Consider the following 16,886-nt stretch of genomic DNA (forward strand, 5'->3'; position numbering starts at 1 on the left):
ACATTGGGCCGTAAGAGCCGCGCGGGCAACGCGGCAATCAAAGCCGCCGTGCACGTCGGTGCCGGTCGGCCACTGACTGATGCGATCGCCGCCGAACGCCACCTGGCCGTCGATCACATGGCCTCTCAGGACGCCAGGACCGGTTTCACCGCGTTCCGGTCGCGCACCACCCCAGTTTTCTGAGTTAACCCGTTGAGCTCATAGGAGAGAACACTCATGGACCTGACCGATGTGTTGTACGAGGCCGCCGACGGCGTCGCGCGGATCACGATCAACCGTCCGGAGAAGTACAACGCCTTCCGGGAGGAAACACTCGACGACCTGATCGCGGCGTTTTCCGCCGCCGAAGCCGACCCCACTGTCGGCGTCATCGTGCTGACCGGGGCGGGCGAAAAAGCCTTCTGCTCGGGCGGTGATATCGCTTGGGAAGACGCCTCCGACCCGGTCGGGGCGGCACGAATGAATCGACGCACCAGCAGTCTGTCGCTGATCATGCGCGGCTGCGGCAAGCCGATCATCGCGCGGGTCAAGGGATATGCCGTCGGCGGCGGCAACGAGTTGCAGATGTTGTGCGACTTGACCATCGCCTCCGAGGACTCCAAATTCGGGCAGGCGGGGCCGAAGATGGGCAGCGTGCCGGTGTGGTGGGGCACCCAGTTGCTGCCGCGCATCGTCGGCGAGCGGCGCGCGCGCGAGATCGTCATGCTCTGCCAACCGATTCCGGCCCGTGACGCGGTGGAAATGGGCCTGATCAATAAGGTTGTTCCCGCCGAAGAACTCGACAAGGCCGTCGACGAGTGGTGTCAGCAGCTGCTGGCGCTGAGCCCGCAGGCACTGCGAGTCGCCAAGATCTCACTGAACTTTGAAACCGACCAGTTGTGGCCGTCGGTGCAGCACGGTCAGCAGATGATCAATTTCATCCACGGCACCGCGGAGTTCCACGAGGGCACACAGGCATTCCTGCAAAAGCGTGCCCCCGACTTCGCGCAGTTCCGCAAATAACCCTGAGGAAGGTAACGAAGTGAATTGCAACGACAAAGTGGCCATCGTCGTCGGCGGCGGAAGCGGGATCGGCCGCGCCACCGCTGAACTATTCGCCGCCCAAGGAGCCAGCGTGGCCGTCGCCGACATCAAGAAGTCGGGAGCCGCAGAAACCGCGGAGGTGGTGCGCTCATCTGGGGTGAAAGTATCCGAACACGTCTGCGACATCACCCGTTCCGAACAGGTCGATCTGTTGATCAGCGAGGTCCTCGAGGCGCACGGCCACCTGGACATGGTGACCAGCACGGTGGGGTGGTCGGACACAACATTCTTCGCCCAGGAAGATGAGGCCTACTGGCGAAAGATCATCGATATCAACCTGATGGGCTCAATCTTTTTGTCCCGAGCCGCCTTACGCGTGTTCAGCGAGCAAAAATCCGGGTCGATTGTGCTCACCAGCTCCGACGCAGGCAAGGTCGGCACCATGGGGGAGACCGTCTACGCTGCGGCCAAGGCCGGTGTGATCGGTTTCGTTAAGTCGCTGGCGCGCGAGATCGCCCGCGACGGTATCCGCATCAATGCGATCTCGCCCGGACCCACCGACACGCCGCTGCTTCGCGCGCAGTCAGATCAGCACGTCATCGCAAAGATGATCAAGGCGGTGCCGCTGAAGCGGATGGGCACGGCGGCCGAGCAGGCCGGGCCCATCGTGTTTTTGGCATCCGACGCCGCCAGCTACATCACCGGCCAGACCCTCAGTGTCAGTGGCGGATTGACGATGACGTCGTGACTGCGCACGGCGGCAGCCGCGAGGTTCATTTCGATCTGCCGGTCAACGAAGGAACGTCGAAGCTACTGGATCTGGGTGAAGCAATCGAGCGTTTCGTGCACCCCGGTGCGACCCTGCACATCGGCTATTCCGACGCGCGGCCCAACGCCGCACTGCAGGAGCTGACTCGCCGCTTCGCCGGCCGCAATCCCGAATTCACCATTGTGTCAGCGGGTTTGGTCAATCTTCAGCATGCCTTGATCGAGCTGGGGCTGGTGCGCAAACTCATCGTCTCCTTCGCCGGGGAGAATTACCCGGTGGCCCGGCCCAACCCGGCACTGGTGCGCGCCATCGCCGAGGGCCGTGTCGAGATCGAGCACTGGTCGCTGTGGGCGTTGATCGCGCGGCTCACCGCCGCCGCGTTGGGTGTCTCGCATTTCCCTGTGCAATCGATGCGGGGCAGCTCGATGGGCGATGAGGCGGCGCGCCGGGGCGAACTCATCGAGGTCCCCGGCGATGCGGGTGGTTCGACGTGTCTGGTCAGCGCATTGCGCCCCGATGTGGTGCTCGTGCACGGCGCTGCCGCCGATGAATTCGGCAACATCGTGCTCGCCGCGCCCTATGGCGAAGGGCAGGTCGGAGCGCTCGCGGCCAGCGGCGGTGTCATCGCGACCGTGGAAAAGGTGGTGTCCACCGAGGAGATTCGCGCACATAACACCCTGACCCGCATCCCCGGCCACGTCGTGCGCGCGGTCTGCGAAGCGCCCTACGGCGCCCATCCGTACGGGTTCAACAATCCAGGCATCGCGGGCATCGACAGCTACACCGAGGATGCCGACTTCATGGCCGCGACGCTCAAGGCCGCCAAAACCCCGGAGTCGTTTCGCGACTACATCAGCGAGTGGATATTGGCGCTGGGTGGCCACGAGCGGTACCTGGCCAAACTGGGTGCTCAACGACTCGCGGCCTTACGCCGCAGCACCCCGGGCGGGCAGGCCGTCGCCCGGGTGCCGACCGATAGCACCGCGAGCGCTGCCGAGACCCAGGTCGTCGTCACCGCGCGACGGCTCGAACAAGCTGTGCGTGTGCGTGGACACCATGCCATTCTCGCCGGCGTCGGTCTGGCCAATCTGGCCGCCTGGCTGGGCGCGCGCCGGTTGCACGAGGCAGGTGTGGACATTGAGCTGATGGCCGAGATCGGCTTGTTCGGCTACACCCCCGGCCCCGGGGAGCCGTTCATCTTCGCCGGGCAAAACGTTCCCAGCAACAAACTGCTCACCGACGTGATGAGCGTGTTGGGCACCTATGTGTCGGGTCCGGCGACAAAGTGCATCGGGCTGGTCGGAGCCGGCCAGATCGACGGCACCGGGGCGATCAACTCGACCTACGCCGACGACGGTAAGTTCATCGTCGGCTCCGGGGGCGCCAATGACGTGCTCAGTGCGGCCGACGAGGTCATCGTCACCGTGTCACACCAACGCGAACGGCTGGTCGAGGCGGTGCCCTACGTAACCTCGCCGGGACAACGGGTGCGCGCCATCGTGACCGACCTGTGCGTGTTCGAGCGCGCCGAAGGCCACTCACCGTTCGAACTGACGACGCTGTTACCGGCGGCGGGTCATGATCCGCAAGCCGCGCTGGGCGAAATTCAACGCCGTACCGGGTTCGGCTACACGGTGGCACCACGGCTGATCCTCGAGCCGACGCCCACCCCCGCCGAACTTGGTGTTCTGCGCGCCTACGACCCTGACAGGTTGTTTCTGCGCGATCGGCGCGTCACGTCCGCGCCGGCCGCCGCCACACCGGTTGGCGCCCACCCCCATTCATGACGGCCCCCCTGCGCACCCGACCCATCCTGCGCCGAGCCGTCCGGTGGCCCCGGCCGCGAGGCCGCCGGTTTCGCGGTGGATTCATCACGGGGGTGACGAGTTATGCCTGGACGCGAAGTCCTTAAGCAGGCGTAGGCCGCATTGGGTGGGCAATCCGTCAGCCTGCATCGTCACGAGAAATTGATCGTCGCAGCCCTCGATGCGGAACCGGGAGTAGTACAGGTCCAGCTTGCCCGCGGCGGGATGGTCGAGCAGAAGATCACCTTTGCCCGCGGGGTCCACATCACTTTCCCACACGTCGCGGAACTGCGGTCGCTGCCGCGAGATCTCGCGGATAGTCCGAGTCCACGACGCATCGGGGGGATCCTCGGTGGTCAGCTTTTTGGCCCACGCCGCTACGACGCCTTCGACGTGGGCGGCGTTGCGAATCATGCGGTAGGTATTGGCGTCGAGATACGTCGCGCGCAGGATGTTGGCGCCACCGTCGAACATCGGGGAAAGCACCCGGGCGATGGGGTTTGAGGACAGTACGGTGAGACGGTTATCGCAGACAAAGGCCGGGGTCATCTCCCAGCTGTCCAACAGGGCCATGAGTTGCGGGTACACCGTTGCTCCGGTGCTGGCCCCCATGCTGGCGATCATTCTGCCCAGCTCAGCGGCCTCGTCGTCAGTGAGGTCGAGGACCTCGATCAGCCCGCGCAGCACCTGCTCGGACGGGGGGGTGTCGGCTCCGTTTTCAAGGAGCTCGTACTCGGCTAGGGGCACCCCGAGCGCCGTGGCGACATCGGCGCGCAGCAGTAAGTCCGCGGTGGCCCGTTGCTGGCTGTCGAGCAGGATCATCTCCGGTTGCAGTAATTGACGCTTCATCCGCAGAAATTTCGCCAGCTCGGCGCCCGGTTTCGCCACTGCGACCTCCGATGTCTTGCGCTCATGGCCCTCGCGATGTGTGCTACACCACATTGCGCTTTGGGGTATGAGACAGTCAACCAAGAATAGTGTGTCGCGGCACCCAGGCTGGGCTTGGACGCGGTATGCCCGCAGGGCGCAGTGCCCCTGCGTGGTCACAAGTCGGCAAACACCAGGCTACGGTCGATGGACTCAATTGTCGGCCGACCCGCCAAGGCCATCGCCATATCGAATTCGGTGCGGAGCACGTCGATGATGGCGCTGACGCCGCGAGCGCCGTCGGCGGCTAGACCCCACCAATAGGGCCGGGCCACCAGCACCGCGCGGGCGCCGAGGGCCAGTGCCTTGAGGATGTCGGCGCCCCGGCGTATCCCGCCATCGACGAGCACCTCGGCGCGGTCGCCGACGGCGTCAACCACCCGCGGTAATACGTCGGCTGTGGCGGGGGTGTCATCGAGTTGTCGCCCACCGTGATTGGACACCACGATAGCGTCGGCTCCCTCGTTGATTGCCGCGTTGGCGTCCTCGACGGTCAGGATGCCTTTGACCACCATCGGCCCATCCCACTGATCCCGCAGCCACCGCAGTTCGCTCCACTGGGCCGCGGGGTTGGTCAGCTCGTCGTTAACCCATTTCATCAGCGCCATGCCCCTGGCGCTGGGTGCGAGCGTCTTGAAGTTGACGAAGGTGATCTCCGGTCCGCGTAGCAAATGAGTTGCCCAGCGCGGATGACGTGCGCCTTGATAGAGATTGGCCGGGGTGATTCGGGGAGGAATGCTCATCCCGTTGCGGATGTCGCGCTCGCGGCGGCCCAGCAGCGGTACATCGACGGTGACCACCAGGGTCGAGTATCCGGCCGCTTGGGCCCGGGCGATCACATGCTCAAGGGCTCTGCGGTCCTTCCATGGGTAGACCTGCAACCAGAGATCTCCGCTGCCGGCTTCGGCGATCTGCTCCACGGTGAATGCCGTTGACGCGCTTACCACGAAGGGGATGCCGGCAGCTCCGGCGGCCTGGGCCACCTCGAGATCGGCGCGCCGGTGCACCAGGCGCTGCAGCCCGGTGGGCCCCAGCAGCAGCGGCATCGGTAGCGGCCGTCCCAGCACCGTGGTCTCCGTCGAGCGCTTGCTGACGTCGACCTGCTGGCGGGGATACAGTCGCAGATCTGCGAAGGCAGCCCGGTTGTGGTGCATGGTCGTCTCATCGCCGGCCGCACCGTCGGCGTAGTCAAACACGAATCTGGGTAGCCGACGTCGGGCGATCTGCCGGAAGTCGGCTATCGTCACTGGGTTTGGGATGGCCGTCGCTCCTTTCGGCAGTGTGGCGGCGGGGGTTTGCTCACTGGGTCGACGCGTTCGCGAACTCGTCGAGGTAGCGCTGCTGTGCGGCCATCGCCTGTTGTGCCGATTGGTCCTTGACCGAGTCGTAGCCGCGGATCATCTCCGGCACCGACGCGATCTGGACTGCTGCGTCGTAGTTGTGTTCGTTGAGATCGGCCAGCAGATCGATGATTTGGCGCTCGTAGTCGTCGATGCGCTGCCGTTCCGCGCGCCGGTGTGCGGTCTTCCCGAAGACGTCCAGCCGGGTGCCACGTAGTTTGCGAAGGGCCGCAAGCACGGTGAATGCCGGCTCGACGACACCGAACGGCAACTCGAACTTGCGCGCGCGGCCCGACATGGGGTCGCGGGGGTTGAGCAGCTGGGGCGCCAGGTTGACCTTGATGCGGAAATCGCCGTCGAACTCCTCGCGCAGCCGCTGCTTGAACGAGGCATCCTTATACAGCCGGGCCACTTCGTATTCGTCTTTGTAGGCCATCAGCTTGAATAGGTAGGTTGCGACCGCCCTGGTCAGCTCGCCGTCGTGATGCACGATGTGCTGCTCGGCGGCGCGGACCTGATCGACCACGCCGCGGTAGCGCTGGGCGTATGCCCGGCTTTGGTAGCTCACCAGCCTGTCAGCGCGGTCGGTGACGATCTCGTCCACCGACGGTGGCCCTGCGTTGGGCTGATGCGCGGCGACGGCGGTCAGCACCGCCTCGAGCGAGCCGTCGCCGACAACAAGCAGGCGTCCCAGTCGCAGCGCACGCAAATTCTTTTCGACACTGACGCCGTTGAGTTTGATCGCTTCTTCGATCGCCTTGACGCTGATGGGCAGCAGTCCTTTCTGGGCGGCGACGCCGATCAGCAGCACGTTGGAGAAGATCTCATCACCGAGTGCGGCCACCGCCAGGTCGTTGGCGTCGACGACCTCGAAGCGTCCGTTTGTGGCGCTGCGCAAGGTGTCGAGCATGTGTTGGTCGGCGAGGTTGAGGTCTGGATTGTCGGCGAAGGCGACGGTGGGCTTGACGTCCCGGTTGACCACCAGGCTGGTGCGGTCCGAGTTGTAGAGCGCCAGGGTCGCCGAGGCGGAGGCGACCACGATGTCCCCGCCGATGACCAGGTCGGCCGCGCCGGGTGCGACACGCGGTGACAGCTGGGCTTCCGAGAGCGCGCTGATCCGCACGTGGCTTTGGACGCTGCCGTTTTTCTGCGCCATCCCGGTCTCGTTGAGCACCGAGACAAATCGGCCCTCGATGAACGCGGCCCTGCCGATGATCGCGCCGATCGTGAGGACGCCGCTGCCGCCGATGCCGCCCACCACGATGTCGTAGGTCGGCTGGTTCTCGCCGGCCAGGACCGGTTCGGGTAGAGGCGGCTCTGCGCCCAGCGATTCGATGCCTGCCACCTGGCGGACTCGCGGTGTGGCCCCGTACAAGGTCACGAAGCTGGGGCAGTAGCCGTCGACGCAGCTGAAGTCCTTGTTGCAGGACGACTGGTCGATCCGGCGTTTTCGCCCCAACGACGTTTCGAGCGGTTCGACCGAGATGCAGTTTGACGTCGCATTGCAGTCACCGCAGCCCTCGCACACCTCGGGGTGGATGTATGCCCGTTTGTCGGGGTCGACGGCCCGGCCGCGCTTGCGGTGCCGGCGTAGCTCGGCCGCGCATTCCTGGTCGTAGATCAACACGGTCAGCCCAGGCACCGTGGCCAGCTGGGCTTCGACCTGGAGAAGCTTCTTGCGGTGTACCACCTTGACTCCGCGTGGCAGGGCGCCACGGCGGCGCACTCGACGAGGGTCCTCGGTGACCACCACGACTTTGGCGGCGCCCTCGGCAAGGGCGATGCGGCAGATCGCGGGAGTGTCGAGGTCGCCCGGAATGTCCTGGCCGCCCGTCATCGCGATGAAGCCGTTCGCGAGGATTTTGAACGTGATATTGACGCCGGCGGCGGCCGCAGCGCGCAGCCCCAACGAACCGGAATGCGAAAAGGTGCCGTCGCCGACGTTTTGGAACATGTGTGTGCTGTCAGCGAACGGTGACATCCCGACCCACATCGCGCCCTCGCCGCCCATGTGGTGCAGGATTTCTGTTTGGCGGCCTTGCATTTCGCGCATGGTGGCCATCGCGTGGCAGCCGGTGCCGCCGAGATTCATGTGCCCTTCAGGAACCCGCATCGAGGTGCTGTGCGGGCAGCCCGAGCAAAAGCCCGCCGCTCGGACCAGCCCGCCACCGGTGGGAGTGAGGGGCAAGTTGCGCAAGTTCAGCGACTCCGGGACCGCGTCTTGAAGCTCGATGCCGAAGCGCCCCAACCGATTCCGCAACACCTCGGCGACGATCTGGGCGTTCATCCCGCTGACCTCGGGCACCAGCGGCGCGCCACGCTCATCGCACTTGCCGACGATTAGCGGTCGGTCCGATGCCGGCAGCCGGTTTGACAATCGGTTGAGTTGATCCTCGATCAGCGGGTGTTTGGCCTCGACGACGATGACCTCGTCGAGGCCCCGCATGAAGTCCAGAGCGCCCTGCTCTTCGAGCGGCCACACCAGGCCGAGCTTGTACACGGTGATACCGGCTGCCGCCGCAGCGCTTTCGGTCAGTCCGAGCCGCTGCAGGGCGTCGATCACGTCGAGAAACGCCTTGCCGGCGACGGCGATCCCGATACGACGTTCAGGTCCACCGATCGCGATCCGGTTAAGGGCGTTGGCCCGCGCGAAGCGAGCGACCGCGGGAATGCGCCGACGCCGGATATCTTCTTCGATTTCCAGCAGGCCTTTGCCGAGCTGGATGGGGGGCGGTTCGTCGCCCTCGGGGACGACCAGCGTCGGCAGACGGCCGAGGTCGATGGTGGCCGCGGCGTCGACCAGGTCGTTGAGGCAGATCATGCCGACCCACAGTTTGCTGTAGCGCGACAACGCCCACCCCGCCAAGCCGAAGGTGAGGAATTCCTGCAACGTCGCCGGGCTCAGGATGGGCATACCCATGTGTACAAACAGCGTTTCGCTTTGCTGCGCGGTCACGGTGCTGCGAGCCTCGTGGTCGTCGCCCGCCAGTGCCAGCACACCGCCCAAGCGCGCGGTACCGAAGTAGTTGGCGGTGCGCATCGCGTCGGTGGAGCGTTCGACCCCGGGTCCCTTGCCGTACCACAGGCCGAAGACACCGTCGAAGTCTGTGGTCACCCCGCCGGTATTGAGGTTTTGTGCACCCCAGATCGCTGTCGCGGCGAGGTCTTCGTTGATCCCCGGGTTGAACTGCACGCCCAACTCCGCGAACCGTGACCGCTCGCGGCGAAGCAGCGAATCCAGTCCGCTCAGGGGAGAGCCCGGATAACCCGTAACGTAACCGGCGGTGTTGTGACCTGCGGCGGCGTCGATCTTGCGCTGAATGGCCGGCAGTCTGGCCAGGATGTCCGTGCCGGTGAGGTAAGCCTGACCCGATGTGCAGTCCAGTTCGTCGAGTGCGACGTCGTGTTGGTGGCCTTTGGGTGTCGGCATTGTTGAAAATCGACCTCTTCGTCGTCGGGACACCGGACCACGCCCACCTCCGCACACCGTTGCCGGCGGCCTGCACCAGTGGCGGCGCGGTGCGCCGTGACCTGTCGATGTGATGGTGTCCGTGAGACGACCGACTGCCTCTTCGCCACGATCACCTCACGGACCACGGTAACTGTATACGGGATACCGTGTACGAGCAAGTGTCCAGGCCGGTGGACCTTGGTCATCCAGGGCGGTCCGGCACCCCACATGTGTCACAGCAGCCCGAGAAGCTCAAGGTTGGTGATGTACTTCTCGACGATCGGCGCGGTGACGTGCGGAATGCCGCCGAAAGAGCCGATCTGGGCGGCATCGACCGCCGCACGAAACCGGGCCACTGGAGCGACTGAGCCTCGAATGGGCTTCTGCGGCTGCCGGTAGGCGTGCATCAGCGGCAATAATGAGTTGTCGCGCTGGCGATCTGGCAGGGCATGCAACGCGCGCTGGAAACGCTCGCGCCATTGGTCGAAGTCGGCGACCCGACGGATTTCATATCCGGCGTCGATAAGCCAATCGACATACTCGTCGAGTCCGATGCCGTCGTCATGGGGATTCATGACGTGATAGGTCTCGTGGCCTTTCACCAATTGTCCGCCAAGGACGCAGATTGCCTCGGCGATGAAATCCACCGGCAATCCGTCGTAGTGGGCATTTTGGCGCTGACCGCTCGAGTCGAGTTCGTAGAACGACGCAGGCGCCAACCCGGTGGCGACGAGACTGAGCATCAAACGGGTGAACATATCCGGCAGATTCAGCTGGCCGTAGTATTGCGTGTCGGCGAGGATCATGTCGCAGCGAAACACCGCGACTGGCAGCCCGAACGCGTCGTGTGCCTCGCGCAGCAGGACTTCGCCGGCCCACTTGCTGGTCCCATAGCCGTTGGCGTAGCTGTCATCAAGCTTGCGAGTCGGGCAGATCTGGCGGATGTCGGCGTCCTCGACAAACGCCGATGTCCCGATCTGATCGGCGAGGCCGCCCGTTGACACATAGCTGTAGGGCTTGATTCTGGTGGTGAGCGCGAGCCGGATCAGCTCGGCGGTGCCCACCACGTTAGGCCCGAATAACTGGCTGTAGGGCAGCACGTGGTTTACCAGGGCCGCGGGGTCGACGATGAGATCAACGGTGTCGCACAACCGTTGCCAGGTCGGTGGATCAAGGCCCAGGTTGGCTTGTGCTTTGTCCCCTGCGACGACCTCCAGGTGCCCGGCTAGGCGTTGGTAGTGGGCCAGCAACTCTGGATCGCCGCTGTCGAAGGTGTTGTTGAGGCGGGCGCGGGCGCCGGCATGGTCCTTACCGCGCACCAGGCAGATCAGTGTGCCGTCGACTGCGGCGAGTCGTTGCAGCCAGGCCAAGGCCAGGAACCGGCCGAGAAAGCCGGTCGCGCCGGTAAGCAGCACGGTCCGCACGTGACCATGAGGACGAGGCTGCGACGGCGCTGCGGTCAGCACCGCGGGCTCGATGAACTTCTCCAGGCGAAGATCGGCGGCCGCCACCTCGGCCGCACTGCCAATGTGCACCGAGCCGAAGCCGGGACGTTTGTCGCCCGAGGCCCGCTGGTCCTCGACGTAGTCGGCCAGTGCTCGCAGGTCGCTGATCGGGCTGACTAGCACGCTGACCGGGACATCAACATCGAAGATGTCGTTGAGCAGTTTGGCGAATGCCAACGCCGACAACGAATCTCCTCCGATGTCGGTAAAGTGCGCGTCGGGCCCCAACTCGGCGGTGGCGGTGCCAAGCAGTGCTGCTGCCGCCCGAGTGATGGTGTCGATGACGGGACGGTCGGCGACAGCGTGCCGCAGCTCGCGCAGCTCACCGGCCTGGGCGGCAGCCAGCTCGGCGTAGAGCCCCTCCAAGTCCTGGCCGTAGCGCTCACGCAGCTTGGGCCGCGCCAACTTTCGCAATCCGGTGAGCAGACGGTTTTCCAGTGTGAAGGGGTGCTGTTCGATGATGAAGTCGCGCGGAATCTCATAGGATTGCAGGCCCGCCACCTTGGCAACCTCTTGCAGTGACCGGCTGATCTGCTGCTTCAGCGAGACGCCGTCAAATCGCTGCAGTGCGGTCTCGGTGGGCACGATCACCGCCAGAAGGTAAGGGCGGCCGCTGTTTCCGTAAACGTAAATCTGGCGCACCCATGCGCTGTTGCTAAACGCGGCCTCCAGTTTGGAGACGGTCACAAACTCGCCCTGGGACAGCTTGAGCACGTTGTTTCGCCGGTCAACGTAGCTGATCTGGTCGGGCCCTGTCTCGGCGACAATGTCTCCGGTCCGATAGTAGCCATCGGAATCGAACACCTCAGCGGTCACATCGGGGCGCCGGTAGTAACCGGGAAACATGGCCCGCGTCTTCACCAAGAGCTCACCGCGCGGGTGGGGGAGATCGGTGTGGAAGTAGCCCAATTCGGGAACGTCGATGAGTTTGTAGTCAATGACCTGTGGACGTAACGCGCGGCCGTCGACAAACAGCAAGCCGCACTCGGTCGCGCCGTAGCCGTCGATGAGATCAATGTCGAGAAGCGATTCGACAAATTCTCTGAGTTCGCCCGAGATGGGGGCCGAGCCTGTCATCGCCGACAGCACCCGCCCGCCGAGCTGGAGCTGTCGAAGTTCGTCGATCACCTCGGCTCGCACAGCTACGGGGTCTGCGTCCTTGCTATGTCGTCGGTCCAGCGCAGCGCGGAACGTATCGAACAGCATGTCCCAGATTCGCGGCACGAAGTTCAGTTGAGTCGGGCGCACCAAGGCCAGATCGTCGAGCAAGGTGGATAGATCGCTTTTCGCGACGAAATACGCCGTGCCGCCGTTGCCAAGGGTTGCATAAAGGACCCCGCGTGCTGCGCCGTGGCTCATCGGCATGAAGTTCAGCGTTATCGAAGGGACTGCCTCTTTGGCGAAAAAGCCCGAGGGACGCCAGAGGTTGGCTACCGTCTGGGCGGGGTACATCGCCCCTTTCGGGGCTCCGGTGCTGCCCGAGGTGTAGATCAGCAACGCCAACCGATCGCCATCGCAGGGCGGGATCGACGCGTCGTTTCGGGGACCCTCGCCGCGTTCGCACATCCCTACCAGCGTCTGCACCGTCACCGAATTGCCCAGCGTCGCAACCGCGGCGCCGAAATCATCGCGATGGTGGTCGACTTCGGGGTGGTAGTCGAACACCACAAGATGGGCGGGCACCGGCAAGCTGGACACCAGCTCCACGCCAACGTCGAGATAGTCCGCGCTGCACGCGATGACGGTCGGCTCGCACTCGGCGACAATCGGTCGCAACTGATGCGCAGGGGTGCCGGCCTGCAGAGGCACAGCCACCGCGCCGAGTTGGGTCAACGCGATATCGATGGTGGCGTAGTCGATGCTGGCAAAACCCAACATGCAGACGCGGTCTGCTAAACGCACCTGGCGGGGGACCGTGTTCGATAGTGCGGCGGCGACAGCGCCAGCGCGCTTCCACAGTTCGCCGTAGGTGATGGTGTCGAATCGCGGCAGCAGCCCCACAACGGTACGTCCGGTGAGCGGGTCGCAGACGAACTCGACTGCGCGCTGCCCTAGCGCCGGACGATCCGCGTAGCCCTCCATGGTCGCCCGCACGATCTGATGCAACGGCAAGTCCGGCTTGTTGATTGCTGCCGCGACCGCGGTGCTCGGCCGGGCTGCAATGAATTGCTGATCACTGGAATACATTTCGGCGATGCGATGTCGGCGCCGCTCGTCTCGGGCAGCACTTGTCATGAAAGTCCTCTGTGCAAAGAATTCGACCCGCAGGGCTGCGGCGATGGCGGTGAGAAGTACGAGGTTTGCCCGTCTTTCGGCAGAGCTGACAGCCAGGACGCGGTGCCAACAGCCACCGCTTGAGGTGGTCTGGGGGCCGGGCCGGTGCCCGCAATGACATCCTGGGTGCTCGCGTGTCTGCCGAACACGTCGGTGATCGCGGTGGCCATAGAAGACTCCTGATTTGGATGGCGTACGGTCTGCGGGGACTGGCATGGTGTGAAGTGATGAACGATGTTGTTCCTCAGCTGCTTTCGGTATCCGCGGTGCCCTCGCGCCGCGGCTGAGACATGGCACTTGTGCCAAACCGGGTGCCGCCTCGGCAGCTCCATGGCTTAGTTGGCGGCATGAAAGATCATCGGGGCGTGGTGCCACCCGGTGCGCAGGACGCTGACCATCGGTGTTGCCGGGGCGGCCTGCTCGAAGCGGGGGAAGCGCGCCACGAGTTCGCGCAGCAGTGAGGTCGCCTCGAGACGCGCGAAGGCGGCGCCAATGCAAACATGGGTGCCGAACCCGAACGACGACTGCTGCCCGCGCATCGCAGTGATGTCGAAGACGTCGGCCCGGTCGAATACTTCTTCGTCGCGGTTGGCCGATTCGTAAGCGAGGTAGACCCGCTGCCCGGGATGCAGCGCCCGACCGCGCAGGGCTGTCGCCGATACGACCGTTCGGAAGAACCCTCGAGCCGGCGTGATCCAGCGCAGGCATTCCTCGACCGCGACACCGGCCAGCTTCGGCTCGGCCGCGAGGCGACGGAGCTGATCAGGATGCTCGGCAAGCGTCAAAACCATGCCGGTCAGCAGTGACCGCATCGTGTCATTGCCCGCCCCCAACACGGTGATCAAGAGCATCAGCACGTTGTCAGGCGTGATGGCAGTCGAGTCGGAACTCGCGGCGATCAAGTGGGTCATCAGGTCATCGGCGGGATGGCAGCGTTTGCGCTCAACATGCTCCGCCAGGTAGGCGCCCAGCGGCGCGAAGGCGGCGTACACCTCAAGCAACTCTTCGGCGTTCAGCGGGTACGACAGTTGCTCCATCGCCTCGCTCCAGATCCGCACCTGATCGACGTCGGATAGCGGGAGTCCTAGCAAATCGAGGCCGACCATGATGGGTAGTCGCTGGGCGACGGTCACCCAGTCCACCACTTCACCGTCGCGCAGTTGATCGACGAGGGATGCGGCAAACGCGTCAATGCGCGCTTCGCGAGCATTGACCGCACGCGCGGTGAAAGCAGGGGCAAGGGCTTTACGCAACTCGGTGTGGCGCGGGGGATCGACCGTGGCAAGAAACTCATCGCCGCGCGCGCCGAACATCTCCGCCGAGCTGAGCTCGCCGAGGCGGATGCTGTTCACGTCAATTCCCCGGGCCGCCGAGAACCGCGTGGAATCGCGTGAGACGGCACGGATGTCGTGATATTTCGTCAAGATCCAAGTGTCCAGCGGCCGGTACAGGTGCACCGGATCGGTGCGACGCAACTCCGCGAATGCAGCAAGGGCATCAAAGGTGTGGAAATGGGACTCGCCAAGGTGGATGCGGGCGCCCGAGACTGTCGACGCATTCGTCACGGATGACAAGGCTGATCACGCTCCCGGGTTCGACGCGAGTCTTGCGTGTATTCCATATACTGTATACAGTGCCATGACGCGACGCGGATTACAAGCGCCGGGGCTACTGGCCATCACCGGAAACCCGAAAGACAGATAGTTCAATGCAATTCGGCAGCAAGCCCAACATCGAGAGCCCGCAGCCGTCGACCTCCGATGCCCGCTTCGCGGGACGCACGATCGTGGTGACAGGGGCGGGCGCCGGCATCGGTCGGGCGACCGTTTTGGGCCTGCTCGCAGAAGACGCCACGGTCATCGCCGCCGACCTGGCACCCGAGCGCCTGCAGTCACTAAGCGAACAGGCCAACACCGAGCGGCTATTCGCCGTTGCCGGGGATCTCACCGATCAGGCGGTGGTGGATCGCGTCGTAGCCGCCGCGGGTGCCCGGGTGGACGCGCTGGCAAGCGTTGCCGGCATTTACGACGGCTGGCTGCCGGCCGCCGAGACAGATGACACGACTTGGCACACCGTGCTCGATCTGAACGTCACGGTGCCGATGCGACTGACGCGCGCGGTGTTGCCGGCGATGATCGGCGGCGGTGGCGGCGCGCTGGCTTACGTGTCATCGGAGGCTGGGCTGCGTGCATCAATGTCCGGCGCCGCCTACACCACCTCAAAACACGCTCTCAACGGGTTCGTCAAGTCGGTGGCTTTTTATTATGGCCCGCTTGGCGTGCGGGCCAACGCGGTCGCTCCGGGCGGCGTTCATACGGGGATGGAAGTCGCATTCCGGTCCGAATACGCCCAAGAACGCACCGCCGCCGCTCTTGCCACGGCGACCCCGATCGTGGAACCCGAGGTGGTGACGCGAGCATTGCTCTGGCTGTTGTCCGACGACTCGGCGAATGTCAATGGCGTGATCTTGCCGACGGACGGTGGCTGGAGCACTGTCTGAACAACGGGAGTAGCCCACACTTGGCAAAACCCCGACCGGCTGCTCGTGGTCTCAGATGTCCGATGCATCGGCTGCTGGGTGGCACACCCGATAGCTGCCGGTTAGGATACGGTATACACGCGCGGCGGGTTTCCTGATTTACGCGAGTTCGCAGCGCCACAAAGGAGCCCCGATGCCCTCCAGCGGTTTGATGTCCGGAGCTGTCCCGACGCGCTTGACCACTCCGAACTCGGGCGGTTAGGGCCAGTGCCTCAGCGCATCGCGGCTGGTCAACCCCGAATAGCTGCACGATGACCCAGTTGCCTGTCGCCCGCGTGCCGTCGCAGCACAGCGCCGGTCTGGTGACGGCGTTGTACGAACGCGCTGAGGCGCTGGTGGATGACCTGCTACAGACCGTTGCGGCTGCCCCCAAGGCATCCGAGTCGGACTGGATTCCGCCCCCCGTCGAGGGGCGAGCGACGTGTCTGGCGAACGTGCGGTCGCTTTTGGCTGGAATGACGACGCCCTCGCAGTTCGATCCGCAACCGGCAATCGTTAGGGGAGCCGACCGCGCCCGGCAAAGGATGGCGGTGTCATCGGTGATGGAAGGCAATCACATTGCCTTCCGTCGCCTGTGGCAGGTGTTGGTCGACGAGGCGGCCCGACATCCCAATGTCGATGCGCAAACTGTGCAAGAAATGACGGCGAATCTGCAGGTGACCGAGGAGTTGTTCACTGCCGCGATGTTCACCGGTTATCGTGACCAGCTTCAACGGCAGGTGATCGAGGAGATGTCGCGGGGATCGTTGATGATGGACACCCTGCTGCACGGCCACACTCACGACCGCTGGAGGCTATGGGAGATCGCCAACTTTCTGCGGCTGCCCACCGAAGGACCGTTCACGGTCATTGCCGCTGAACTGGACAGCGTGGGAAACGAGGTACTGCCCGATATTGAGTCGAAGCTACGCAGCCTCGATGTGTTCTCGGCGTGGCGGCTGCTACCCGATCTTCAGGTGGGGGTCGCCCACGTCGCCTCCGAGCGCCATCGCGAAAACCTGATCTCGTTGTTGACGGGCATGGCCACCCGTCGCATTGGTGTCAGCGCCAGTTTCGACGACTTACGCGATACACCTATCGCGTTGCACTTCGCCAAGGTTTCGCTGCGCGGCCACGATCGGGCTGACGCGAAGGTCGCGGTGTTCGATGGCTCCATGCTGGCCACCGCCGCGGTGAGCGCTCCTAGTGTCATGGTGAAATCGGCTGCAGTCGCTCTGGACGGTTTCGATGACCTACCCGACGAGATGCGTGAG

The 16,886-nt window shown here is 64.5% G+C and carries 11 protein-coding genes and 1 pseudogene; 7 read left to right on the forward strand and 5 right to left on the reverse strand.

All coding sequences use genetic code 11. The features are described 5' to 3' along the window. The 4 genes and pseudogenes from WAN02_RS10270 to WAN02_RS10285 form a co-directional block, all read left to right on the forward strand. Nucleotides 1–183: pseudogene (locus WAN02_RS10270) on the forward strand (enoyl-CoA hydratase/isomerase family protein); the annotation flags it as partial. A 33-nt stretch (nt 184–216) separates the two neighbouring features. After that, nucleotides 217–1,002: an enoyl-CoA hydratase-related protein gene (locus WAN02_RS10275; RefSeq protein ID WP_422264046.1), complete on the forward strand. Its 786-nt coding sequence runs from the start codon at nt 217–219 to the stop codon at nt 1,000–1,002. A gap of 19 nt (nt 1,003–1,021) precedes the next feature. After that, nucleotides 1,022–1,771: an SDR family NAD(P)-dependent oxidoreductase gene (locus WAN02_RS10280; RefSeq protein ID WP_422264047.1), complete on the forward strand. Its 750-nt coding sequence runs from the start codon at nt 1,022–1,024 to the stop codon at nt 1,769–1,771. Further along, nucleotides 1,768–3,579 (forward strand): CoA-transferase, encoded by a 1,812-nt coding sequence (locus WAN02_RS10285; protein WP_422264048.1) that lies wholly within the window; start codon nt 1,768–1,770, stop codon nt 3,577–3,579. The genes WAN02_RS10280 and WAN02_RS10285 overlap by 4 nt, the downstream gene beginning before the upstream one ends. A gap of 84 nt (nt 3,580–3,663) precedes the next feature. Here the strand turns inward: WAN02_RS10285 and WAN02_RS10290 are convergent, their stop codons facing one another. From WAN02_RS10290 to WAN02_RS10300, 3 genes are all read right to left on the reverse strand, one after another. Next, nucleotides 3,664–4,485: a helix-turn-helix transcriptional regulator gene (locus WAN02_RS10290; protein WP_422264049.1), complete on the reverse strand. Its 822-nt coding sequence runs from the start codon at nt 4,483–4,485 to the stop codon at nt 3,664–3,666. A 155-nt stretch (nt 4,486–4,640) separates the two neighbouring features. Continuing rightward, on the reverse strand, nt 4,641–5,771 hold the full coding sequence (locus tag WAN02_RS10295) for an alpha-hydroxy acid oxidase (RefSeq protein WP_422264050.1): 1,131 nt from the start codon (nt 5,769–5,771) through the stop codon (nt 4,641–4,643). A 52-nt stretch (nt 5,772–5,823) separates the two neighbouring features. Beyond that, nucleotides 5,824–9,294, reverse strand: coding sequence for an indolepyruvate ferredoxin oxidoreductase family protein (locus WAN02_RS10300; RefSeq protein ID WP_422264051.1), 3,471 nt, complete (start codon nt 9,292–9,294; stop codon nt 5,824–5,826). Between WAN02_RS10300 and WAN02_RS10305 the strand changes: the two genes are divergently transcribed. Beyond that, entirely contained in the window at nt 9,285–9,407 is a 123-nt protein-coding gene (locus WAN02_RS10305) for a hypothetical protein (protein WP_422264052.1), read from the forward strand. The two genes, WAN02_RS10300 and WAN02_RS10305, sit on opposite strands and share 10 nt — an antisense overlap. A gap of 141 nt (nt 9,408–9,548) precedes the next feature. On the opposite strand, the gene car is transcribed toward WAN02_RS10305, so the two are convergent. Further along, on the reverse strand, nt 9,549–13,055 hold the full coding sequence (car, locus tag WAN02_RS10310; RefSeq protein ID WP_422264053.1) for a carboxylic acid reductase: 3,507 nt from the start codon (nt 13,053–13,055) through the stop codon (nt 9,549–9,551). Between the two features lie 374 nt (nt 13,056–13,429). Next, nucleotides 13,430–14,659 (reverse strand): cytochrome P450, encoded by a 1,230-nt coding sequence (locus WAN02_RS10315; protein WP_422264054.1) that lies wholly within the window; start codon nt 14,657–14,659, stop codon nt 13,430–13,432. 143 nt (nt 14,660–14,802) lie between these two features. Here WAN02_RS10315 and WAN02_RS10320 point away from each other — a divergent pair, with 143 nt between their 5' ends. Next, nucleotides 14,803–15,594 carry an SDR family NAD(P)-dependent oxidoreductase gene (locus WAN02_RS10320; RefSeq protein WP_422264055.1) on the forward strand — a complete coding sequence of 264 codons (792 nt, stop codon included), beginning with the start codon at nt 14,803–14,805 and terminating at the stop codon, nt 15,592–15,594. Nucleotides 15,595–15,884: 290 nt separating this feature from the next. After that, nucleotides 15,885–16,886 (forward strand): hypothetical protein (locus WAN02_RS10325; protein ID WP_422264056.1); only part of this gene is annotated, 1,002 nt, incomplete at its 3' end.

The sequence above is a fragment of the Mycobacterium sp. genome (genome assembly GCF_049281135.1).
Classification (GTDB): Bacteria; Actinomycetota; Actinomycetes; order Mycobacteriales; family Mycobacteriaceae; genus Mycobacterium.

Bases quoted from the DNA above. Each gene is read 5' to 3' on its own strand.
- WAN02_RS10275 (WP_422264046.1), top strand. From the start codon at position 217: ATGGACCTGACCGATGTGTTGTACGAGGCCGCCGACGGCGTCGCGCGG.
- WAN02_RS10300 (WP_422264051.1), bottom strand. From the start codon at position 9,294: ATGCCGACACCCAAAGGCCACCAACACGACGTCGCACTCGACGAACTG.
- car (WP_422264053.1), bottom strand. From the start codon at position 13,055: ATGACAAGTGCTGCCCGAGACGAGCGGCGCCGACATCGCATCGCCGAA.
- WAN02_RS10320 (WP_422264055.1), top strand. From the start codon at position 14,803: ATGCAATTCGGCAGCAAGCCCAACATCGAGAGCCCGCAGCCGTCGACC.